Here is an 18,245-nt window from a genome sequence, read left to right as displayed (position 1 = left end):
CCGTGCCACCCCGTCGGTGGCGCGTTGCGGTGGGGAGGGCAAGGCAGGCAGGTGCCGATCGGAACCGGATGCCGGCACCTGCCTGCGTCCACTGGGGGCCACCCCGTCGATGGCCGTCCGGTGGAGGACGTGTGACCTCAGTGGCCGTGGCCCCCGCAGTCGGGGAAGCGGGCCGGCCGGGTGAGCGTCTCGGCCTCGTCCATGCCGAAGGGCCAGGTGGCCTTGGCCTCGACGCGGCCGGCCTTGGCCAGCTCCTGGACGACGACGACCTCGTCGCCGACCCGGCACTGGTCGAGGCAGATGAGCAGGAGGGCGAGGGGCGAGGGGAGGGAGGGGAAGACCGAGTGGCGGTCCCGGTCGACGCCGGAGAGGTGGAGGTCGACCCGGACGAGGGTGTCGGCGGCGTGGCGCTCGTCGAGCCAGCGGTGGGCGTCGGCGGTGGCGGCGCGCAGCGCCTTGCCGACGAGCTGGCGGCGCTCCCGGCCGTCGGGCAGGTCACCGGCGAACCACTGCTCCAGCTCGTGGAGGAGCCAGGCCTGCCGGGCGGGGTGCGTGTGCGCCCCGGCGTGGAAGACCTCGAAGGCGGTGGACGTCGGGCGGTCGGCGGTCATGGTGGAGGCGGTCCCTCGGGCGGCGGTGGAGTGTTCGGATGTTCCTCACTCGCTGTTAGGTACACCTAACACCACGGTGACCGCCGCGTCAAGGGGTCGTACCGGATCGTCGAGCCCGTTGGGCGGCCGAGCTGTCAGACCCCCTCGGTAGGGTCCGGGGTCGTGCTCCGCCTCCACACCGCCGACCGGGTCGTGCCCCTCGCCGCCCGCCTGGCGGAGGTGTTGGCCGAGGCTCCGTCGGATGCGTTCGCGCCGGAGTGGATCGCCGTGCCGTCGGAGGGCATGCGCCGGTGGCTGGCCCTCGAGCTGGCCCGCCACCTCGGAGCGTCCGGCCCCGGGTCGGGCGACGGCGTGGCCGCCAACATCGAGACCGCGTTCCCGGGCTCGCTGCGCACGCGTGCTGGCCGCCGACCGCCCGGCCGGCTCGGCCGACCCCTGGGAGGTCGAGCGCCTGGCCTGGGCGGTCCTCGAGGTGCTCGACGGCTCGCCGGGTGACCCGCTGCTGGCTCCGCTCGGCGTCGCCGCCACGGGGTCGTCGCGCTACCGCCGGTGCCGTCGCATCGCCGACCTGTTCGACCGGTACCACGTGCACCGACCGGCCATGGTCCGGGCGTGGGCCGCCGGCCACGACGCCGACGGCACCGGCCGCGTGGGGGACCTCGGTGGCCACGCGTGGCAACCCCACCTCTGGCGGGCCGTGCGCGCACGTCGGCGCACCCTCGCCGCCCGAGCGCCTGCCCGAGCTGCTGGACCGGTTGCGGGCCGGGGACCTCGCGGTCGACCTGCCGGAGCGGCTGGCCCTGTTCGGCGCCCACGTGCTGCCGGGCGGAGCCGGGTTCGTCGACCTCGCCGTGGCCGTCGCCGCCCAGCGGGACCTGCACGTCTTCCTGCTCGACCCGTCGCCGGCCACCTCGGCGCGGGTGGCGGCGGCCGTGGCCCCCCCTCGCCGCCGGCGAGCTGCGCCTCCGGTCGGGCGACCGCAGCGCGGACCTGGTGGGCCACCCGCTGCTGCGGTCCTGGGGCCGGCTGCCCCGGGAGACCGCGGTGCTCGTGGCCGACGGGCGGGCCCACGGCCTGCCGGCCCCGGAGGTCACCGACCCGACGCCTCCGGCGCTCGGGGGCACCGTGCTGGCCCGCCTCCAGGCGGCCATCCGCTCGGGCGAGCCGCCGGCCGAGGTCGCCGTCCCCGAGGCCGGGGACGCGTCGGTGCGGTTCCACGCCGCCCACGGCCACGCCCGCCAGGCCGAGGTGGCTCGCGACGCCGTGCTGCACCTGCTGGCGCAGGACCCGACGCTCCGCGAGGAGGACGTGGTGGTCCTCTGCCCGGCGCTCGATCGCTTCGCGCCGCTCGTGGAGGCCGCCTTCGGGCCCACCGCGGAGGCGGGCCTGCACAGCCCGGAGCACGCCCCCGCCCTGCGGTACCGCATCGCCGACCGCTCCCGCCGGGGCGCCAACCCCGTCGTGGCCGGGTTCGACGCCGTGCTCGACGCCGCCGTGGGGCGCTTCGACGCCACCACCGTGCTCGACCTGCTCGCGGAGCCGGCCGTGCGCCGCCGCTACGCGATCGACGACGACGAGCAGGCCCGCGTGGGCGACTGGGTCACCGAGACCCAGGTGCGCTGGGGCCTCGACCCTGCGCATCGGGTGCCGCTCGGCGTGCCGGCCACCATCACCACCAACACGTGGCAGGCGGCGCTCGATCGGCTGCTGCTCGGCGCCGCGGTGGCCGACGACGAGCTCGGCTTCTCGCTGGGCGACGTCGTGCCGTTCGGCATCGAGGGCGACGACGTCGACCTCGCCGGACGCCTGGCCGACCTGTTGGGCCACCTCGGTCGGCTGGCCGACGCCGCCACCACGGCGCGGCCGCTGGTCGAGTGGGTCGACCTCCTCCGCGGCGCAGCCGCCGCGCTGCTCGCGCCGGACCCCGACCTGCCGTGGCAGGCCGATGCCCTGCACCGCGCCCTGGCCGAGGTGGTCGACCACGCCACCAGCCGCCACGGCACCGCCGCCGTGCCGCTCGAGCTGGTCGACCTGCGCCGCCTGCTCCAGGACCGGCTGGGTGGCCGCCAGGGCCGGCCGGACTTCTTCCGCGGCGGCGTCACCGTGACCTCGCTCGAACCGCTCCGCGCCCTGCCCTTCCGGGTGGTGGTGCTCCTCGGGGTCGACCAGCCGGCGTTCGCCAGCGCCGCCGCCTCCAACGACGACCTCGCCGCCGCCGCCCCGGCGGTCGGCGATCGCGACCCCCGGGCCGAGGCCCGCCAAGCCCTGCTCGATGCCGTCCTCGCCGCCAAGGACCACCTGGTGGTGGTGCGCGAGGGCCACGACCTGCGCACCAACCAGGTGGTGCCGCCCGCCGTGGTCGTGGCCGAGCTCCAGGAGGCTGTCGCCGGGGTGGCGGGGGCCGAGGCGGCCGAGGAGGTCCACCACCCCCGCCAGCCCTTCGACGAGAAGGCCTTCGTCCCCGGGGACCTCGGCGCCGGGCCGTGGAGCTTCGATCCCGGCGCGCTGGCCGGGGCGAGGGCTCGTCGGAGCCGGGCGCTCGACCTGCCGCCGTTCCTGGCCGAGCCGCTGGCGCCGGTCGAGCAGTCGGTGATCGACCTCGCCGACCTCCGCCGCTTCGTCGACCACCCCATCCAGTGGTTCCTCGAGCGTCGGCTCGAGCTGGCCCTGCCCAGGGCCGAGGACGCGGTGGCCACCAGCCTGCCGGTCCTGCTCGAGAACCTCGACAAGTGGCGGGTGGGCGACCGGCTGCTCAGCACCCTGCTGGGCGACGGCGACCTCGACCGCTGGGAGCGGCTGGAGCGCCAGCTCGGGACGCTGCCCCCGGGCACGCTCGGCCAGGCGAAGGCGGCCGAGCTTCTCGAGGTGGTGGCGGTGCTGGTGGCCGAGGCGCGGGCGCGATCCGTGCGGACGGGCCCGCCCGACCTGCTCGACGTCGACGTCGCGCTGGCCGACGGCACGCGTCGTGGGCACGGTGGCCGGTCGGCTCGACGGCGCCGAGCCCGGCCCGGCGCTGGTGGGCTTCAGCACGGCCAAGCCCAAGTACCACCTGGCGGTCTGGCTGGACCTGGTGGCGCTGAGCGCCGGCGCGCCCGACACCGACTGGCGGGCGGTGGCCATCCACAGGCCGGGCGGGTCCGCCACCGCGCCGGTCGTGCACGACCTCGTGGTCTCGGGGCTGCCGGACGACCGGGAGGCCCACGCCCGCGCCGGGCTGGAGGTGGCCGTCGACCTCTACCGGCGGGGCCAGCGCGAGCCCCTGCCGCTGTTCCCCAACCTCAGCCAGGCCCTGCACCTCGACGAGGCCAAGCCCACGCTGTGGGACAACCGCGGGCGCTTCGACGACCGCACCGACCGGTTCGTGGCCGTCGCCTTCGGCCACCTGTCCTACGACGAGCTCCTGGCGCTGCCCGCCCAGCCGGGCGATCCGGCGGGCACCGGCGGTCGAGCGGCCCGCTACGCCCGGTACCTGTGGGAGGCCGTCGACCGGTCCACCGAGGTCCGACCGGTGGAGGCGTCGTGACCGGCCCCGAGCGCCAGCCGTTCCACCTGCTCGACCCGCTGCCGCGCGCCCCGCTCGCCATCGAGGCCAGCGCCGGCACCGGCAAGACCTTCACCCTGGCCTCGTTGGCCACCCGCTACGTCGCCGAGCAGGGGGTGGCGGCCGGCGAGCTGCTCGTGGTCACGTTCACCCGCGCCGCCACCTCGGAGCTGCGCGCCCGCACCCGCGAGAAGCTGGCGGCGGCGGCGCTGCACCTCGCGCCGGGCGCCACCAGCTCCGACGAGGAGCTCTTCGCCCACCTCGCCGCCACCGACCGGGAGGCCCGCCTGGCCAACCTCGAGCGGGCGGTCACCGAGTTCGACGCTGCCACCATCACCACCATCCACGGCTTCGCCACCCAGGCGCTCGCCGCCCTCGGTGCCCGCAGCGGCGGCGACCCCGACCTCTCCCTGGTCGAGGACGAGCGGGACCTCCAGATGGAGATCTGTGCGGACGTGCTGGCCCAGGCCGCCACCCAGGGCCACCCGCCCGAGGTCCTGCCCAAGCCCCGCAAGCTGCTCGAGCACGCCTCGATCGCCCTGCGCACGGCCGACCTCGTGCTGGCCCCGCCGCCCGGCCAGCCCGGCGCCACCGAAGCGCACCACCTGCTCCGGGACCTGGTGGAGCAGGTGGTGGCCCGCATCGGCGACCACCGGCGGCGGCGCAGCAGCCGTAGCTTCGACGAGATCCTCACCGAGCTCCGCGAGGAGCTGCGCGGGCCCCAGGCCGACGCCGTGAAGGAGGCGCTGCGCAGCCGGTACCGGGTGGCGCTCATCGACGAGTTCCAGGACACCGACCCCGTGCAGTGGGACACGTTCTCGGCGCTGTTCGCCGACCCCGCCGCCGGCACCTCGCTGGTGCTGGTGGGCGATCCGAAGCAGGCGATCTACTCGTTCCGGGGCGCCGACATCCACACCTACGAGCGGGCCGTTCAGCAGAGCGACGCCCGATCGCTGGGCACCAACTGGCGCTCCGACGGCGCCATGCTCACGGCGGTCGAGACCCTGCTGGGAGGGGCCACCTTCGGCGACGACGAGATCGCCTTCGTGCCGGTGCAGCCCGCCGACCGCCACGCGGAGCGTCGTGCCGTCGACCGCGCCGGCGAGCCCCTCCCGGCCGTGTCCCTCCGCCTGGCGCTGGGCGCCGACCTCGCCCGCACCACCGGCAAGGTCCCGAACGTGGTGGCGGGTGCCGCCGACGCCGCCATCGCCGGCGACCTGGTGGCCCACCTGCGCGAGCTCTTCGACGGCGGGCGCATCCCCGACGCCGGCCACCCCGACGTCGACGACCAGGGGCGGCGCCCCATCCGCCCGTCCGACGTCGCCGTGCTCACCCGCAGCGCCACCGAGGGCGAGCTGCTGCAGGCCGAGCTGGTCGCCCAGGGGGTGCCGGCCGTGCTGGCTCGCGGCGGCAGCGTCCTCGACTCGCCGGCGGCGGACCAGTGGCGGGTCCTGCTCCAGGGCCTGGCCCGTCCGTCGGACCCCCGGCGCGCTCGGGCGTTCGCCCTCAGCTGGTTCGCCGGCCGGTCCGCCGCGTGGGTCGACGCCGCCACCGACGCCGACCTCGCCGGCATCCAGGACCAGCTCCACGGGTGGGCCGAGGCCCTGGCCCACGGCGGGGTCGACCACCTCATCCGCCGCATCTGGTCCGACAGCGCGGTGGTGGCCCGCGTCCTCGGCCGCCCCGACGGCGACCGCGCCATGACCGACCTCGACCACATCGCCGAGCTGCTGCGCACCACCGCTGCCGGCCGGGGCGCCAGCGTGGCCGCCCTCGTGGCCGGCCTGGCCGAGGACCCCGACCCGGACCCCGACGCCGAGATCGACGGCAACCTGGCCTCGCGGCGGATCGAGTCCGAGGCCGAGGCCGTGCAGATCCTCACCATCTGGGTGTCGAAGGGCCTGGAGTTCCCGATCGTGTGCTGCCCCTCGCTGTGGCGAAAGAAGCACGGGCCCACCATCTTCCAGGACCCCGACGGCACCCACCGGGTGCTCGACGTCGCCGACGGGTCGGGCTGGCCGGACCGTCCCGGCGCCACGCGCCGCAAGCGGCTCGCCGCCGCCGAGCTCGAGGGCGAGGACCTGCGGCTCCTCTACGTCGCCCTCACCCGCGCCAAGCACCACGCCCTGGTGTGGTGGACGCGGGGGAGCTCGAGCAGCGGCTCGGCCCTGGCCCGGGTGCTGTTCGCCCGCACGGGCGCCGCGATCGACCCGGAGGCGTTCACCGCCGCCAAGGTGGCGCTGCCCGACGACGCCGACACCGAGGCGGCCCTGGCGCCGCTCGTGGCCGCCTCCGGCGGGACGATCTCGGTGGGCCTGCACGGTCGGGTGCGGCGGCCCGCCGAGCGGTGGCGCGCCCGCACCCCTGACGCGGCGGGGCCGGAGCTGGCCGTCGCCACGCTGGGCGTCGCCCCGGACCGCCGCCGCCACCGCTGGTCCTTCACGGCCATCACCGCCGCGGGCGGCGACCACGCCGCTGCCGATCCCGAGGCCCGTCCGGGCGGCACCGACGAGGCCACGTCCGGCGCGGTCGAGCCGGCCGACGACGACGGCGCGCGGGAGCCGGTGGTGGAACCGGGGAGCGCCCGGCCGGGCACCTCACCGTTGGCCACGCTGCCGGCGGGGGCCGCCTTCGGCACGTTCGTCCACGCCGTGCTCGAACGGGTGGACTTCGCCTCGGTCGAGCTCGACGACGACCTCGCCTTCGAGGTCGACCAGGAGCTGGGCTGGACCCCGTTCGACCTCACGCCCGTGGGCTCGCCCGCCCCCGCCCCGGAGCAGGGCCGCGAGCTGCTGCTGGCCGGGCTCCGGGCCGCGATCGAGACGCCCCTCGGCCCGCTGTTCGGCGACCAGCGCCTGCGGGACCTGGCCCGGACCGATCGGCTCGACGAGCTCGACTTCGAGCTGCGCCTCGGCGAGGCCGGCGCCGTGCCCACCGATCGCGACCTCGGCGCCCTGCTGGTGGCGCACCTCGGCGCCGACCACCCCTTTGCGCCCTGGGCCAACCGGCTGGCGGCCGGGGCGTTCGGGGTCGAGCTGGCGGGCCACCTCACGGGGTCCATCGACCTCGTGGCCCGGGTGGCCATGGCCGGTGGTCCCGACCGCTTCGTGGTGGTCGACTACAAGACCAACCGCCTCCACCCCCGGGGCGAGGCGCCGGGCCCGCTCCACTACGGCGCGGCCTCGATGGCGGCGGCCATGGTCGAGCACCACTACCCGCTCCAGGCCCTGCTCTACGCGGTGGCCCTGCACCGCTACCTCCGCTGGCGCCAGGCCGGCTACGACCCCGCCGTCCACCTCGGCGGGGCGGCCTACCTGTTCGTGCGGGGCATGGGCGGCGCCGACGGTGCGGTGCACGCCGAGGGGCCCGACGGCGTCTGCAGCTGGGCCCTGCCGCCGGCGCTCGTGGTGGCGGCGAGCGACCTGCTCGACGGGCGGCGGTCCTGATGGTCGGCCCCGCACCCTTCGTCCCGGCGTCGGTCGAGGTCCTCCGGCCATTCGTCGATGCCGGCGTGGTCGGCGCCGGCGAGGTGCACCTCGCGGCGACGGTCGCCCGGCTCAGCCCGGGCACCGATCCGCTCGTGCTCCTCGCCGTGGCGGTGGCGGCCCGCGCCCCGCAGCTGGGGCACGTGGGCATCGAGCTGGCGGCGGCCGCCGATCGGGTCCTCGACCGGTTCGACGAGGTGGCGGTGGCCCTGCCCTGGCCGGACGCGGGTCCCTGGGCTGCGGCGCTCGCCTCCAGCCCGGCGGTCGCCGCGCCCGCCGACGCCCGTCGGGAGCCGCTGGCCCCGCTGGTGTGGGACGGCACCCGCATCTACCTCCAGCGCTACTGGGCCTACGAGGCCGAGGTCGCCGCCGACCTGCGCCTCCGGGCCGGTGCCAGCGCCGGCGGTCCTGCGATCGACCACGCCATTGCCGAGCTGTTCCCGGCTCCTGGCGAGGGCGGGCCCGACCTCCAGCTGGCCGCGGCCACCGTGGCGCTGGGCCACCGGCTCTCGGTGATCGCGGGCGGACCCGGCACCGGCAAGACCCGGACCGTGGCCCGCCTCCTCGCCGCGGCCCAGCGGGCGGCGGCCGCTGACGGGCGCAACCTCGAGGTCGCCCTCGCCGCACCCACCGGCAAAGCGGCCGCCCGCATGACCGAGGCGGTGCGGCAGGCGGTCGCCGAAGCCCGAGCCGAGGGCGTGATCGATGCCGCGCTCGCCGAGCGGCTCGTGGCCACCGAGGCCACCACCATCCACGCTCTGCTCGGCTGGGCCCCCGGGGTGGCCTTCCGCCACGACCGCGAGCACCCGTTGACCCACGACCTGGTCGTCATCGACGAGACCTCCATGGTCTCGCTGCCGCTGATGGCCCGCCTGCTCCAAGCGGTGCGGCCCGAGGCGTCGCTCGTGCTGGTGGGCGACCCGGACCAGCTGGCCAGCGTCGACGCCGGCACCGTGCTGGCCGACCTGGTGGGGGAACGGGGCCCGACCCGCACCGGACCGGCCCTGGTGGCCCCGCGCCGCCGGCGGGCGGCCCCGGTCGAGGACCCGGCCACCCCGCGCCTGTTCGACCCGGACGTGCTGGCCGCGCCGACGCCGACGCCCGCGTCGCCGCCCCCCGAGGTCTCGGTCACCGCCGACGCGCCGCTCGAGGGGCTGGTGACGGTGCTGGAGCGGGTGCACCGCTTCGGCGCCGGCTCGGGCATCGCCGCCCTGGCCGACGCCGTGCGGCGGGGCGACGCCGATGCCGCCCTGGCCCTGCTCGACGGCAGCCGGGCCGACCTCACCTGGGCCCGGCCCGATCGGCCCGCCGCTGTCGCATCCGTGGAGGAAGCGGTCGTCGCGGCCGCCACCGAGGTGGCCCGTGCCGCGCTGGCCGGCGATGCCGAGGCCGGGTTGGCGGCGGCCCTGCGGGTCAAGGTCCTGGCCGCCACCCGCCACGGCGACGGCGGGCTCTACGACTGGACCGCCCGCATCGAGGCGGCGGTGGGCGCCGCCGTGCCCGAGCTGGCGGCCACCGCCCGCTGGTACGCCGGCCGCCCGGTGCTGGTCACCGCCAACGACCGCATCAACCGCCTGGCCAACGGCGACGTCGGCCTGGTGGTGGCTCGCGACGGCGGCACCGCGGTGGCCCTGCCCCAGGGGGCCGAGGTCCGCTACGTCCCCGTGTCCCGGTTGCACGAGGCCGAGACGTGGTGGGCCATGACCATCCACAAGAGCCAGGGCTCGGAGTTCCCCCACGTGGTGGTCTCGCTGCCCGGGGTGCGGTCGCCGATCCTCACCCGCGAGCTGCTCTACACCGCCATCACCCGGGCCCGGGAGCAGGTCACCCTCGTGGCCACCGAGGAGGCGCTGCGGTTGGCCATCGGCCGCCCCGTGGCCCGTGCCAGCGGCCTCGGCGCCCGCCTCTGGCCCACCTGAGCCGGCGAGCTGGGCGACCTCCTCAGGCGGCGGCGATGTCGCCGACGCGCACGGTGCTCCCGGCGTCGGTGCGGGTGACCTCGATGCCCACGCGGATGCGCTCGCGGAGGGCACCGACGTGGCTGATGCAGCCCACCAGGCGCCCGCCCTCGCGCAGGCCGTCGAGCTCGTCCATGGCCAGCTGGAGCGACTCGGGGTCGAGCGAGCCGAAGCCCTCGTCGACGAACAGGGCGTCGAGCCGCACGCCGCCCGTGCGGGCCTCGACGCTGTCGGCCACGCCGAGGGCGAGGGCGAGCGAGGCCTGGAAGGTCTCGCCGCCCGAGAGCGAGGACACCGGGCGGGTGGTGCCGGTGTGGGCGTCGTGGACCCAGAGGTCGAGGCCGGCCTTGGCGGCGGCGTGCAGCGACTCGCGCTCGACGCGGAGCTGGTAGCGCCCGGCGGTCATGGTGGCCAGGCGCTGGTTGGCGTGCACGCAGATGGCCTCGAGGTAGGTGGCCAGCACCCAGCGCTGCAGCGACACCTTCGGGTTGGCCCGACCGGCGCACCGGGCCGCCACCGCCTCGTGCAGGTTGGCGTCGGACTCCTGGGGCAGGAGGAGGGCCAGCAGCTCGCCGTGCTGGCGGGCCAGCTCGTCGATGCGCTCGTGGGCCGCGTGGACCTTGGTGCGGCGGGCCACGGCGCGCTGGGACGCCTGCTGGGCCGCGGCGGCGGCGGCCCGGGCAGCCTCGACGTCGGGGCGTTCGGCCGGGAGCCCGGCGAGCAGCGGGTCCCCGAGGGCGTCCTGGACGCCCATGAGCTGGCGGTCGTGGGCGTCGATGCGGGTGGCGAGCGACCGGCGGCGATCGGCGTCGAGCAGGGCGGCGCGAGCCTCGGCCGCGTCGCCGAAGGGCGACGCCGCGAGGTCGGTGGCCAGGCGCTCGGCGGCCTGGTCCTTGGCGAGGGCGGCCTCGTCCCGGACGGTGGCGTGGCGGGCGAGGGCCACGAGGGCGTCGTCGAGGCGGCGGGCGGCGGCGATGGCGGCGGGCAGCTCGGCCGAGCCGAGGGCCGCCTCCAGCCGGGCCGCCGTGGCGGCCGCGGCGTGCTCCTGGGCCTCGGCGGCGGCCTTGGCCGACTCGATCTGGCCCTCGACCTGGGCGGCCAGCTGCTCGACCCGCGCCAGCTCCTCGGTGCGCTCGTCCCGCTTGGCGAGGAGGCGGGGGAGGGCAGCGGCCTGCTCGACCCCGGCGCGGTGGCTGGCGGCGGCCACCGCCGCGGTGGCTCGGGCCGCGGTGGCGTCGGTGGCGCCGGGCCCGGCCAGCGTCGAGAGCTCGGCCTCCGTGCGCTGCAGGGCGACGGTGGCCTCCAGGTGGCCGGCGGCGCGCTGGTTGGCGGCCTCGGTGGCCTGCTCGGCGGCGTCGACCTCGGCCCGGGTGGTGGAGCCGGGGGCCGGCTCCGCCGGGCGGGGGTGCTCGGTGGCCCCGCACACCTGGCAGCCGACGCCGGGCTCCAGCTCGCTGGCCAGCTCGGCGGCGATGCCGTTCAGGTAGCGCTCGCGCAGGTCCAGCCAGCCGCTCCACGCCGCGTTGGCCTCGTCGCTCGCCCGTCGACGCGCCTCGTCGGCGGCGGCCACCTGCTCGCGGACCGCCACCAGGCGTTCGGCGGCGGAGGCCCGCTCGGCCGCCTGGCGGGCGGCCTCGGCCAGCCCCGGCAGGCGGTCCTGGGCCGAGGTGGCGGTGGCGACCTGGTCGGCGAGGGCGGCCAGCTCTTCGCGGACCGTGGCCACCCGGTGGGCGGCCTTGGCGGCCAGGTCGGTGTCGCGCCGGGCGCGAGCCCGGTGCTCCTCGGCGGTGCGTCGGGCGGCGGCGACCTGCTCGGCGGTCTCGCCCAGGGCATCGAGGGCGGCCAGCTCGGTGGCGAGCGCCTGGCGGGCTGCGGCGAGGGCGGGGGTGGCGAGCGCGGCCTCGTCGGCCAGGTCTGCGGGCAGGCCCGAGAGGGCCGCCACCGGGCGGGCGAGGGCGGCGACGGCGCGGCCGGCCTGGGCGCGGTCCCGGGTGCTGGCGGTCGCGGCGGCGCGGAGGGCCTTCGCCCGGCGTTCGACCTCGGTGAGGCTGGGCCGGATCTGGTCGGCCTGCTCGGCGCGGGCCAGCGCCACCCGGGCCGCGGCGACGTCGGCCTCCTCGGCCAGGAGGCGCGCCTTGTCCACCGTGGCGCGGTGGTGGCGGTCCCAGCGCTCGGCCGCAGAGGTGCTCGACTTCGAGGGCGGCGCCGGCCGCGGCGAGGCGGTCGGCGGTGGCCGACAGCTCGAGGTCGGCGGCGGCCAGGGCCTCGGCGGCCCGCTCGGCCAGGCGCACCAGGCCCGACTGGTCCGGCGTGCCGGCGGCCCCGGCGGTGAAGAGCGCGTCGTCGGCCGTGGCGGTGCCCGGCTCGACCAGGTCGGCGGCACGCCGGGCCGCCTCGCCGGCCAGGACGTGGAGGTGGCGCTGCTGCTCGGTGACCGCCGCCCGCTTGGCCCGGGCCTCGTCGGCCAGCCACTGGGTGAGCGACTCGAACCCGACGGTGTGGAAGAGGGTCTTGAGCAGGCCCTCGCGCGTCTCGGGCTTGCCCCGCAGCACCGCCTCGAACTGGCCCTGGGGCAGCAGGATGACCTGCTGGAACTGGGTGGCGGTCAGGCCGATCAGCCGACGGACCTCGTCACGGACCTCGCTGGGCTTGGTGGCCAGGGTGGCCTCGTGGCCCGGGTCGATCCGGCGCAGGGTGGCGGTGGGGTGGCGGGTGGTGGTGCCGCCGCCGCGCTTCTTGGCCGCCTCGTGGAACGGCTCGCGCGCCACGAGGTAGCGGCCGCCCTGGGCCGTGAACTTCGAGGGTCACGCTGGGCGTGGCGTCCCGGGCGGCGTGGTCCGAGCGCAGGCCGCGATCGCCCCGCTGGCCGGGGACCTCGCCGTACAGGGCGAAGCAGAGGGCGTCGAGGAGCGACGTCTTGCCCGAGCCGGTGGGCCCGTGGATGAGGAAGAGGCCCTCGTGGGCCAGCTCGTCGAAGTCGACCCGCGCCTCGCCGGCGTAGGGGCCCATGGCCTCGATGGTGAGGAGGTGCGGCCTCATCGGTCGTCCGCCAGGTTGGCGGCCACGGCCCGCTCCAACAGGGCCCGCTCGCCCTCGCCGGCCTCGGTGCCCTGCTGGTCGGACCAGAAGCGCAGGGCGAGGTCGAGCGGGGACAGCGACTCGAGCGTGGTGAGGTCGGCGCCGACGCGGGGCGCAGCAGAGGCGCCAGCCGGCTCGTGGCGCAGCTCGACTGCGTGCGGGAAGCGGCGGCGCAGCCGGGCCATGGCCTGGTTGGGGAGGTGGGCGTCGGTGAGCCGGGCCCGGACGCGGGCCGGCTCGGCGTCGGCCAGGGCGGGGTCCTCGAGCAGCTCCTGGAGGGTCCCGGTGAGGGTCCGCAGCGGGCGGCCGACGCCGAGGGGCACCACCTCGGCGGTGACCGAGCCGTCGACGGCGAGGTCGACGATGCGCACCGACTTCACCTGGCCCTCCTCGGAGAACGAGTACGGCAGCGGGGTGCCGCAGTAGGCCACGCGGTCCCCGTCGATCCGCTGGGGCTGGTGCAGGTGGCCGAGGGCCACCAGGTCGAACCCGGCGAACGCCTGCAGCGCCACCCGCTCGACGCCGCCGACGCTGAGGTCCCGCTCGGAGTCCGAGACGCGGCCGCCGGCCACGAAGGCGTGGGCCACCACCACCGAGCGGACCTCGCCGAGGGTGGCCAGGTGGCGGCGGACGGCCTCGTTGGCCAGCGCGGTGGCCTGGTCGTGGCTGGCCCGGCCCGACGCCCGGGGGGCTGCGGCAGGGGCCGCCGCGACCGCCACCGGCTCGGGCTCGACCACCGGCTCGGGCTCGGCGACGACCGCCGCCGGTTCCGGCTCGGCGGCCAGGTCGAAGAGGCTGGGCGCGGCTGCCTCGTCGCCGGGAGCGGGGGAGGCCTTGCGGCGGCGCCGGGCCGGGACCGCCGGGCGCGCCGCGACCGGGATGGCCGCTGCGGCGGCCTGGTCCGCCTCCAGCATCGCGGTGAGCACCGGCACGTCGACCGACGGCTCGAGGTACGGCACGAGGTAGACGGCGACCGGCGGGCCGCCGTCGGCCGGGTCGGTCAGCAGGAGCGGCTCGTCGATGCGGGTGACCTGGCCGCGGATCGCGACGCCGACCTCGTTGAGCAGGCGGTCGTTGATCCCCACGCGGATGGACGAGTCGTGGTTGCCGGTGATGGCGGCGACGGCCGCGCCGGTGGCGTGGAGGTCGGCCAGGGCCCGGTCGAACAGCTCGACGGCGGGTGCCGGGGGGATGGCCCGGTCGTACAGGTCGCCGGCGATGACGACCAGGTCCACCCGGTGCTCCGCAGCGAGGGCGACGATGCGATCGACCACCTCGGCCTGCTCGTCGAGCAGGGAGGCGCCCAGGAACGTGCGTCCCAGGTGCCAGTCGGAGGTGTGGAGGATGCGCATCGGTCCCCAGGGTACGGAAGGGGGGTGACAGCGGCGGGGAGGGTCAGGCCCCCGGCGGCTCGGTCACGAAGTCGATCAGCTCCTCGACGGCCCCGATCAGCGGCGGCTCCAGGTCGGTCCAGCTGGTGACCTTGCCGAGCAGGTGCTTCCAGAAGCGGCCGGGCTCGGCGGTGACCCGCAGCCGGGCCAGCACGCCGGTCTTCCAGTCCTCGCCCCGAGGGACCTCCGGCCAGGCCTCGATGCCCAGGACCGAGGGCTTCACGGCCTGCCACACGTCGATGAAGGGGTGGCCGGTGACCAGCACGTCGGGGTGGTCGACGGTGGCGGCCAGGCGGGTCTCCTTCGAGCCGGTGACCAGGTGGTCGAGCAGGATGCCGAGCCGGCGCCCGGAGCGGGGCTGGAAGGCCCGCACCACCTGGTCGAGGTGGTCGGCGCCGTCGAGGCGCTCCACCACCACGCCCTCCACCCGCAGGTCGTCGCCCCAGACCTTCTCGACCAGCTCGGCGTCGTGGATGCCCTCCACCAGGATGCGGCTGGCCTTGGCGATCTGGGCCCTGGCGCCGGGGACGGCGAGCGAGCCCGAGGCGGTGCGGCCGGGGGCGGCCGCGGCGCTGCCCGGAGCGGGCCGGCGGGGCTCCACCAGGGTGACCACCTGGCCCTCGACCTCGAAGCCGCCGGGGAGCAGCCGCATGCGGTGCTCGTAGCCGTGCGGGTCGCGGACCTGGAGGGTGCCGTTCACGAAGCCCACCACGGTGCCGGAGATGGGCGTGCCGCGCTGCTTCACCAGCAGGCCGGCCCGGGCGGGGACCAGCGGGTAGCGCTGCCGGGGGTTCTTGGGCCCGTCGAGGTCGATCGGGTCGCCGATGCCGCGCGCCACGCGCCGCTGGGGAGGGACAGCCATGGCGGCGAGGCTACGAGCGGCCGGCGCCACGGCGGGTGACCGATGGCGCTCGCTGCTCCCGGGCGCCGGGCGGGGTCGTACCCTGGGACGATGCCTACGAGCGCCTGGACGGTCGCCCCCTCTGGTCCCCTGCGGGGAGACGTCTTCATCCGGGGCTCGAAGAACGCCGTCACCAAGCACATGGTGGCGGCGGTGCTCGGCCAGAGCCCCAGCACCATCCGGCAGGTCCCCGAGGTCGGCGACGTCGCCATCACCACCGACATCCTCCGCTCGCTCGGCGTGGGCGTCGACCACGACGAGGCGACCGGCGTCATCACGGTCACGCCCCACGACGGCGTCACCACCGAGGTCCCGCTGTCCTTCAGCGGCCTCAACCGCATCCCGATCCTGCTGCTCGGCCCCCTGCTGCACCGCACCGGCGAGGCGTTCGTGCCCCTCGTCGGCGGCGACCAGATCGGCCGCCGCCCCATCGACTTCCACATCGACGCCCTCCGGGCCCTCGGCGCCGAGATCGAGGTGCGCGAGGACGGCATCGCCGCCAAGGCCACCCGCCTGCGCGGCGCCAAGATCGAGCTGCCGTACCCCTCCGTCGGCGCCACCGAGACCGTGCTGCTGACGGCGTGCCTGGCCGAGGGCCGCACGGTGCTGCGCAACGCCGCCACCGAGCCCGAGGTCATCGAGCTGGCCCTGTTCCTCCAGCGCATGGGCGCCCGCATCGAGCAGAGCCCGGGCCGGAAGTTCACCATCGACGGCGTGTCGTCGCTCAAGGGCGCCGAGACCACCCTCGAAGGCGACCGGAACGAGGCGTTCAGCTACCTGGTGGCCGGCCTGGTCACCGGTGGCGAGGTGCGGGTGCACGGCTGCGCCCAGGACCGGCTCGTCACCGCGATCACCACGCTGCACCGCATGGGCGCCCGGTTCGACATCACCGACGAGTTCATCCAGGCCTCGGCGCCCGACGGCCTCAAGCCCGCCGCGGTGCAGACCGACACCCACCCCGGGTTCATGACCGACTGGCAGACGCCGCTGGTGGTGCTCTTCACCCAGGCCGACGGCATGTCGGTGCTGCACGAGACGGTGTACGAGGACCGCCTGGTCTACGTCCCCGCCCTGAAGCAGATGGGCGCCGAGATCGAGCTGTTCTCCACCTGCCTGGGCGGCGAGTCGTGCCGCTTCCACGACACCAACGCCAAGCACTCCGCGGTGGTCAAGGGCGTGTCGAAGCTCCGCGGCGCGGTGGTCGACGTGCCCGACGTGCGGGCCGGCTTCTCCTCGGTGATCGCCGCCGCCATCGCCGACGGGCCGTCCACCATCACCGGCATCCACCACCTCGAAGCGGGGCTACCACCGCCCGGCCCAGCAGTTCGCCGAGCTCGGCCTGCCCATCACGCCGGTCGACTGACGGCGCTCGGCCGCGGCTGATCCCGGCCGACGGGACTGCCGGGCCCCGGAGGCCACCCCCTAGCGTGGGTCGGCCATGATCCTGCTCGACGCCACCGGACTCACCGCCTCCCGACCGGGGCGCAAGCTCTTCGCCGACGTCTCGGTGACCCTGTCCACCGGCGACCGCCTCGGCCTGGTGGGCATCAACGGCACCGGCAAGTCGACGCTCCTGCGGGTGCTGGCCGGCAAGGGCGACCCCGACGAGGGCTCGCTGCGCCAGGGGCGCGGCGCACGCGCCGTCATGCTCGACCAGGCCGACGCCCTCCCGAAGGGGACGGTGCACGAGGCCGTGGCGCCCGGCAGCCACCCGGAGCGCGAGTGGGAGGTGGACGCCATCCTCGACCGCCTCGGCATCGCCGAGCTGGCCGACGTGGCCACCGACCGCCTCTCCGGCGGGCAGACCAAGCGGGTCGCCCTGGCCCGGGCGCTCGTGGAGGTCGGCCCCGGCGGCGGCCCGGACGACGACTCCGTGCTGCTCATCCTCGACGAGCCCACCAACCACCTCGACATGGACGCCATCGCCTGGCTCGAGGACCGCCTCGCCAGCCACCGCGGCGGTCTCATCCTCGTCACCCACGACCGCCACGTGCTCGACCGGATCACCACCCGCATCCTCGAGCTCGACCGCGGCAAGGCCTACCTCCACGAGGGCGGCTACTCGTCGTACCTCGAAGGCCGCCAGACCCGCGACGAGCACGCCGCCACCGCCGAGAACGTCCGCAAGAACCTGGCCAAGAAGGAGCTGGCGTGGCTGCGCCGCGGCGCACCGGCCCGCACCGCCAAGCCCAAGGCGCACATCGCGTCGGCCACCGCCATCGTCAACGGCCGGGCGGAGGCGCCGGCCCGCCGGGGCGACCTGCCCCTGCACGTCGAGACCCCGCGCCTCGGCGACCAGGTGATCGAGCTCCACGGCGTCGGCCACCAGTACTCGGCCGACAGCCCCTGGCTGTTCCGGGGCGTCGACCTCCTGCTCGACCCGCGGGAGCGGCTGGGCGTGGTCGGGCCCAACGGCGCCGGCAAGACCACCCTGCTCCAGGTCATGGCCGGGCGCATCGCCCCCGCCGAGGGCCGCCGGGTGGTGGGCTCCACCGTGCAGATGGCCATCTGGGACCAGCTGGGCGCCGACCTCGACCCGTCGGTGCGCGTGCGCGGCGCGCTCGCCGGCCCCACCCGCAAGCCCGACTGGTCCGACGCCGCGCTGCTCGAGCGGTTCTGGTTCGACGGCGACGCCCAGTGGGCGCCCATCGGCACCCTGTCGGGCGGCGAGCGGCGGCGGCTCCAGCTCCTGCTCACCCTGGCGGCCCGCCCCAACGTGCTGCTGCTGGACGAGCCCACGAACGACCTCGACCTCGACTCGCTGCGGGCCCTGGAGGACTTCCTCGACGACTGGCCCGGCGCCCTCGTGGTGGTCAGCCACGACCGGGCCTTCCTGGAGCGCACGGTGGCCGACGTGATCGTGGTCGACGCCGACCACGACGCCGAGCGGGTGGCCGGCGGCTACCAGGCGTGGGAGACGGCCCGCCGCCGGTCCGGGTCCACCGCATCGGCCTCGGCCACCACCCGCGGCCGATCCTCCACCTCGAAGGCGGCGGTGAAGGCCTCGGCGTCGCCGGGGACGGCCGATGCGGCCACCGCGGTCGCGGCCCGGCCCAAGGCCCGCAGCGCCAGCACCTTGCGCCACCTCTCCAAGGAGGTCGAGAAGCAGATGAAGAAGCTGGAGCGCCAGCGCGACCGCCTCGTGGAGCAGGTGGCCGCCACCGCGGGCACCGACCACCAGCGCCTGGCCGAGCTGGGGCGGGACCTGGCCGCCGTCGAGGGCCAGATCACCGCCAACGAGGACGAGTGGCTCGCCCTCGCCGAGGAAGGCGAGGCCTGA

12 protein-coding genes and 1 pseudogene are annotated in these 18,245 nt (G+C 76.6%); 8 read left to right on the top strand and 5 right to left on the bottom strand.

Annotated features, from left to right (window positions below):
- Positions 1–137: 137 nt before the first annotated feature.
- Positions 138–611 carry a hypothetical protein gene (locus tag KSP35_RS11220; protein ID WP_217001826.1) on the bottom strand — a complete coding sequence of 158 codons (474 nt, stop codon included), beginning with the start codon at positions 609–611 and terminating at the stop codon, positions 138–140.
- 162 nt (positions 612–773) lie between these two features.
- Between KSP35_RS11220 and KSP35_RS11215 the strand changes: the two genes are divergently transcribed.
- The 6 genes and pseudogenes from KSP35_RS11215 (at position 774) to recD (ending at position 9,556) form a co-directional block, all read left to right on the top strand.
- Complete coding sequence (locus tag KSP35_RS11215; protein WP_217001824.1) at positions 774–1,106, top strand: exodeoxyribonuclease V subunit gamma; 333 nt, start codon at positions 774–776, stop codon at positions 1,104–1,106.
- Entirely contained in the window at positions 1,009–2,718 is a 1,710-nt protein-coding gene (locus KSP35_RS25865; RefSeq protein WP_371748976.1) for an exodeoxyribonuclease V subunit gamma, read from the top strand. The genes KSP35_RS11215 and KSP35_RS25865 overlap by 98 nt, the downstream gene beginning before the upstream one ends.
- Positions 2,622–3,512: pseudogene (locus KSP35_RS25860) on the top strand (exodeoxyribonuclease V subunit gamma); the annotation flags it as partial. The gene KSP35_RS25865 and the pseudogene KSP35_RS25860, both read left to right, overlap by 97 nt.
- 64 nt (positions 3,513–3,576) lie before the next feature.
- A complete protein-coding gene (locus tag KSP35_RS25855; RefSeq protein ID WP_371748975.1) occupies positions 3,577–4,134 on the top strand; it encodes a hypothetical protein in 558 nt (185 codons plus the stop codon).
- Entirely contained in the window at positions 4,083–7,598 is a 3,516-nt protein-coding gene (locus tag KSP35_RS25850; RefSeq protein WP_371748974.1) for a UvrD-helicase domain-containing protein, read from the top strand. The genes KSP35_RS25855 and KSP35_RS25850 overlap by 52 nt, the downstream gene beginning before the upstream one ends.
- Complete coding sequence (recD, locus tag KSP35_RS11200) at positions 7,598–9,556, top strand: exodeoxyribonuclease V subunit alpha (RefSeq protein ID WP_217001820.1); 1,959 nt, start codon at positions 7,598–7,600, stop codon at positions 9,554–9,556. Before KSP35_RS25850 ends, recD begins: the two co-directional genes overlap by 1 nt.
- A gap of 22 nt (positions 9,557–9,578) precedes the next feature.
- Here the strand turns inward: recD and KSP35_RS25245 are convergent, their stop codons facing one another.
- The 4 genes from KSP35_RS25245 to KSP35_RS11180 all read right to left on the bottom strand — a co-directional run bounded on the left by KSP35_RS25245 (position 9,579) and on the right by KSP35_RS11180 (position 14,926).
- Positions 9,579–11,738, bottom strand: coding sequence for an SbcC/MukB-like Walker B domain-containing protein (locus KSP35_RS25245; RefSeq protein WP_217001818.1), 2,160 nt, complete (start codon positions 11,736–11,738; stop codon positions 9,579–9,581).
- A gap of 488 nt (positions 11,739–12,226) precedes the next feature.
- A complete protein-coding gene (locus KSP35_RS25845; protein WP_371748973.1) occupies positions 12,227–12,604 on the bottom strand; it encodes an AAA family ATPase in 378 nt (125 codons plus the stop codon).
- Between the two features lie 26 nt (positions 12,605–12,630).
- Complete coding sequence (locus tag KSP35_RS11185; RefSeq protein ID WP_217001815.1) at positions 12,631–14,025, bottom strand: exonuclease SbcCD subunit D; 1,395 nt, start codon at positions 14,023–14,025, stop codon at positions 12,631–12,633.
- 43 nt (positions 14,026–14,068) lie between these two features.
- Positions 14,069–14,926, bottom strand: a complete 858-nt coding sequence (locus KSP35_RS11180) for a DUF3097 family protein (protein WP_217001813.1) — start codon at positions 14,924–14,926, stop codon at positions 14,069–14,071.
- Between the two features lie 90 nt (positions 14,927–15,016).
- On the opposite strand from KSP35_RS11180, the gene murA reads away from it, so the two are divergent.
- Together murA and KSP35_RS11170 are read left to right on the top strand one after the other, a co-directional pair.
- Positions 15,017–16,348: a UDP-N-acetylglucosamine 1-carboxyvinyltransferase gene (gene murA / locus KSP35_RS11175; protein WP_217001811.1), complete on the top strand. Its 1,332-nt coding sequence runs from the start codon at positions 15,017–15,019 to the stop codon at positions 16,346–16,348.
- 55 nt (positions 16,349–16,403) lie between these two features.
- Positions 16,404–18,245, top strand: coding sequence for an ABC-F family ATP-binding cassette domain-containing protein (locus KSP35_RS11170; protein WP_217001810.1), 1,842 nt, complete (start codon positions 16,404–16,406; stop codon positions 18,243–18,245).

This window comes from Aquihabitans sp. G128, from assembly GCF_019048865.1.
Taxonomy (GTDB): Bacteria; Actinomycetota; Acidimicrobiia; order Acidimicrobiales; family Iamiaceae; genus Aquihabitans.
Note: the sequence above shows the minus strand (reverse complement) of the source record. Positions and strands in the feature narration are given on the sequence as shown.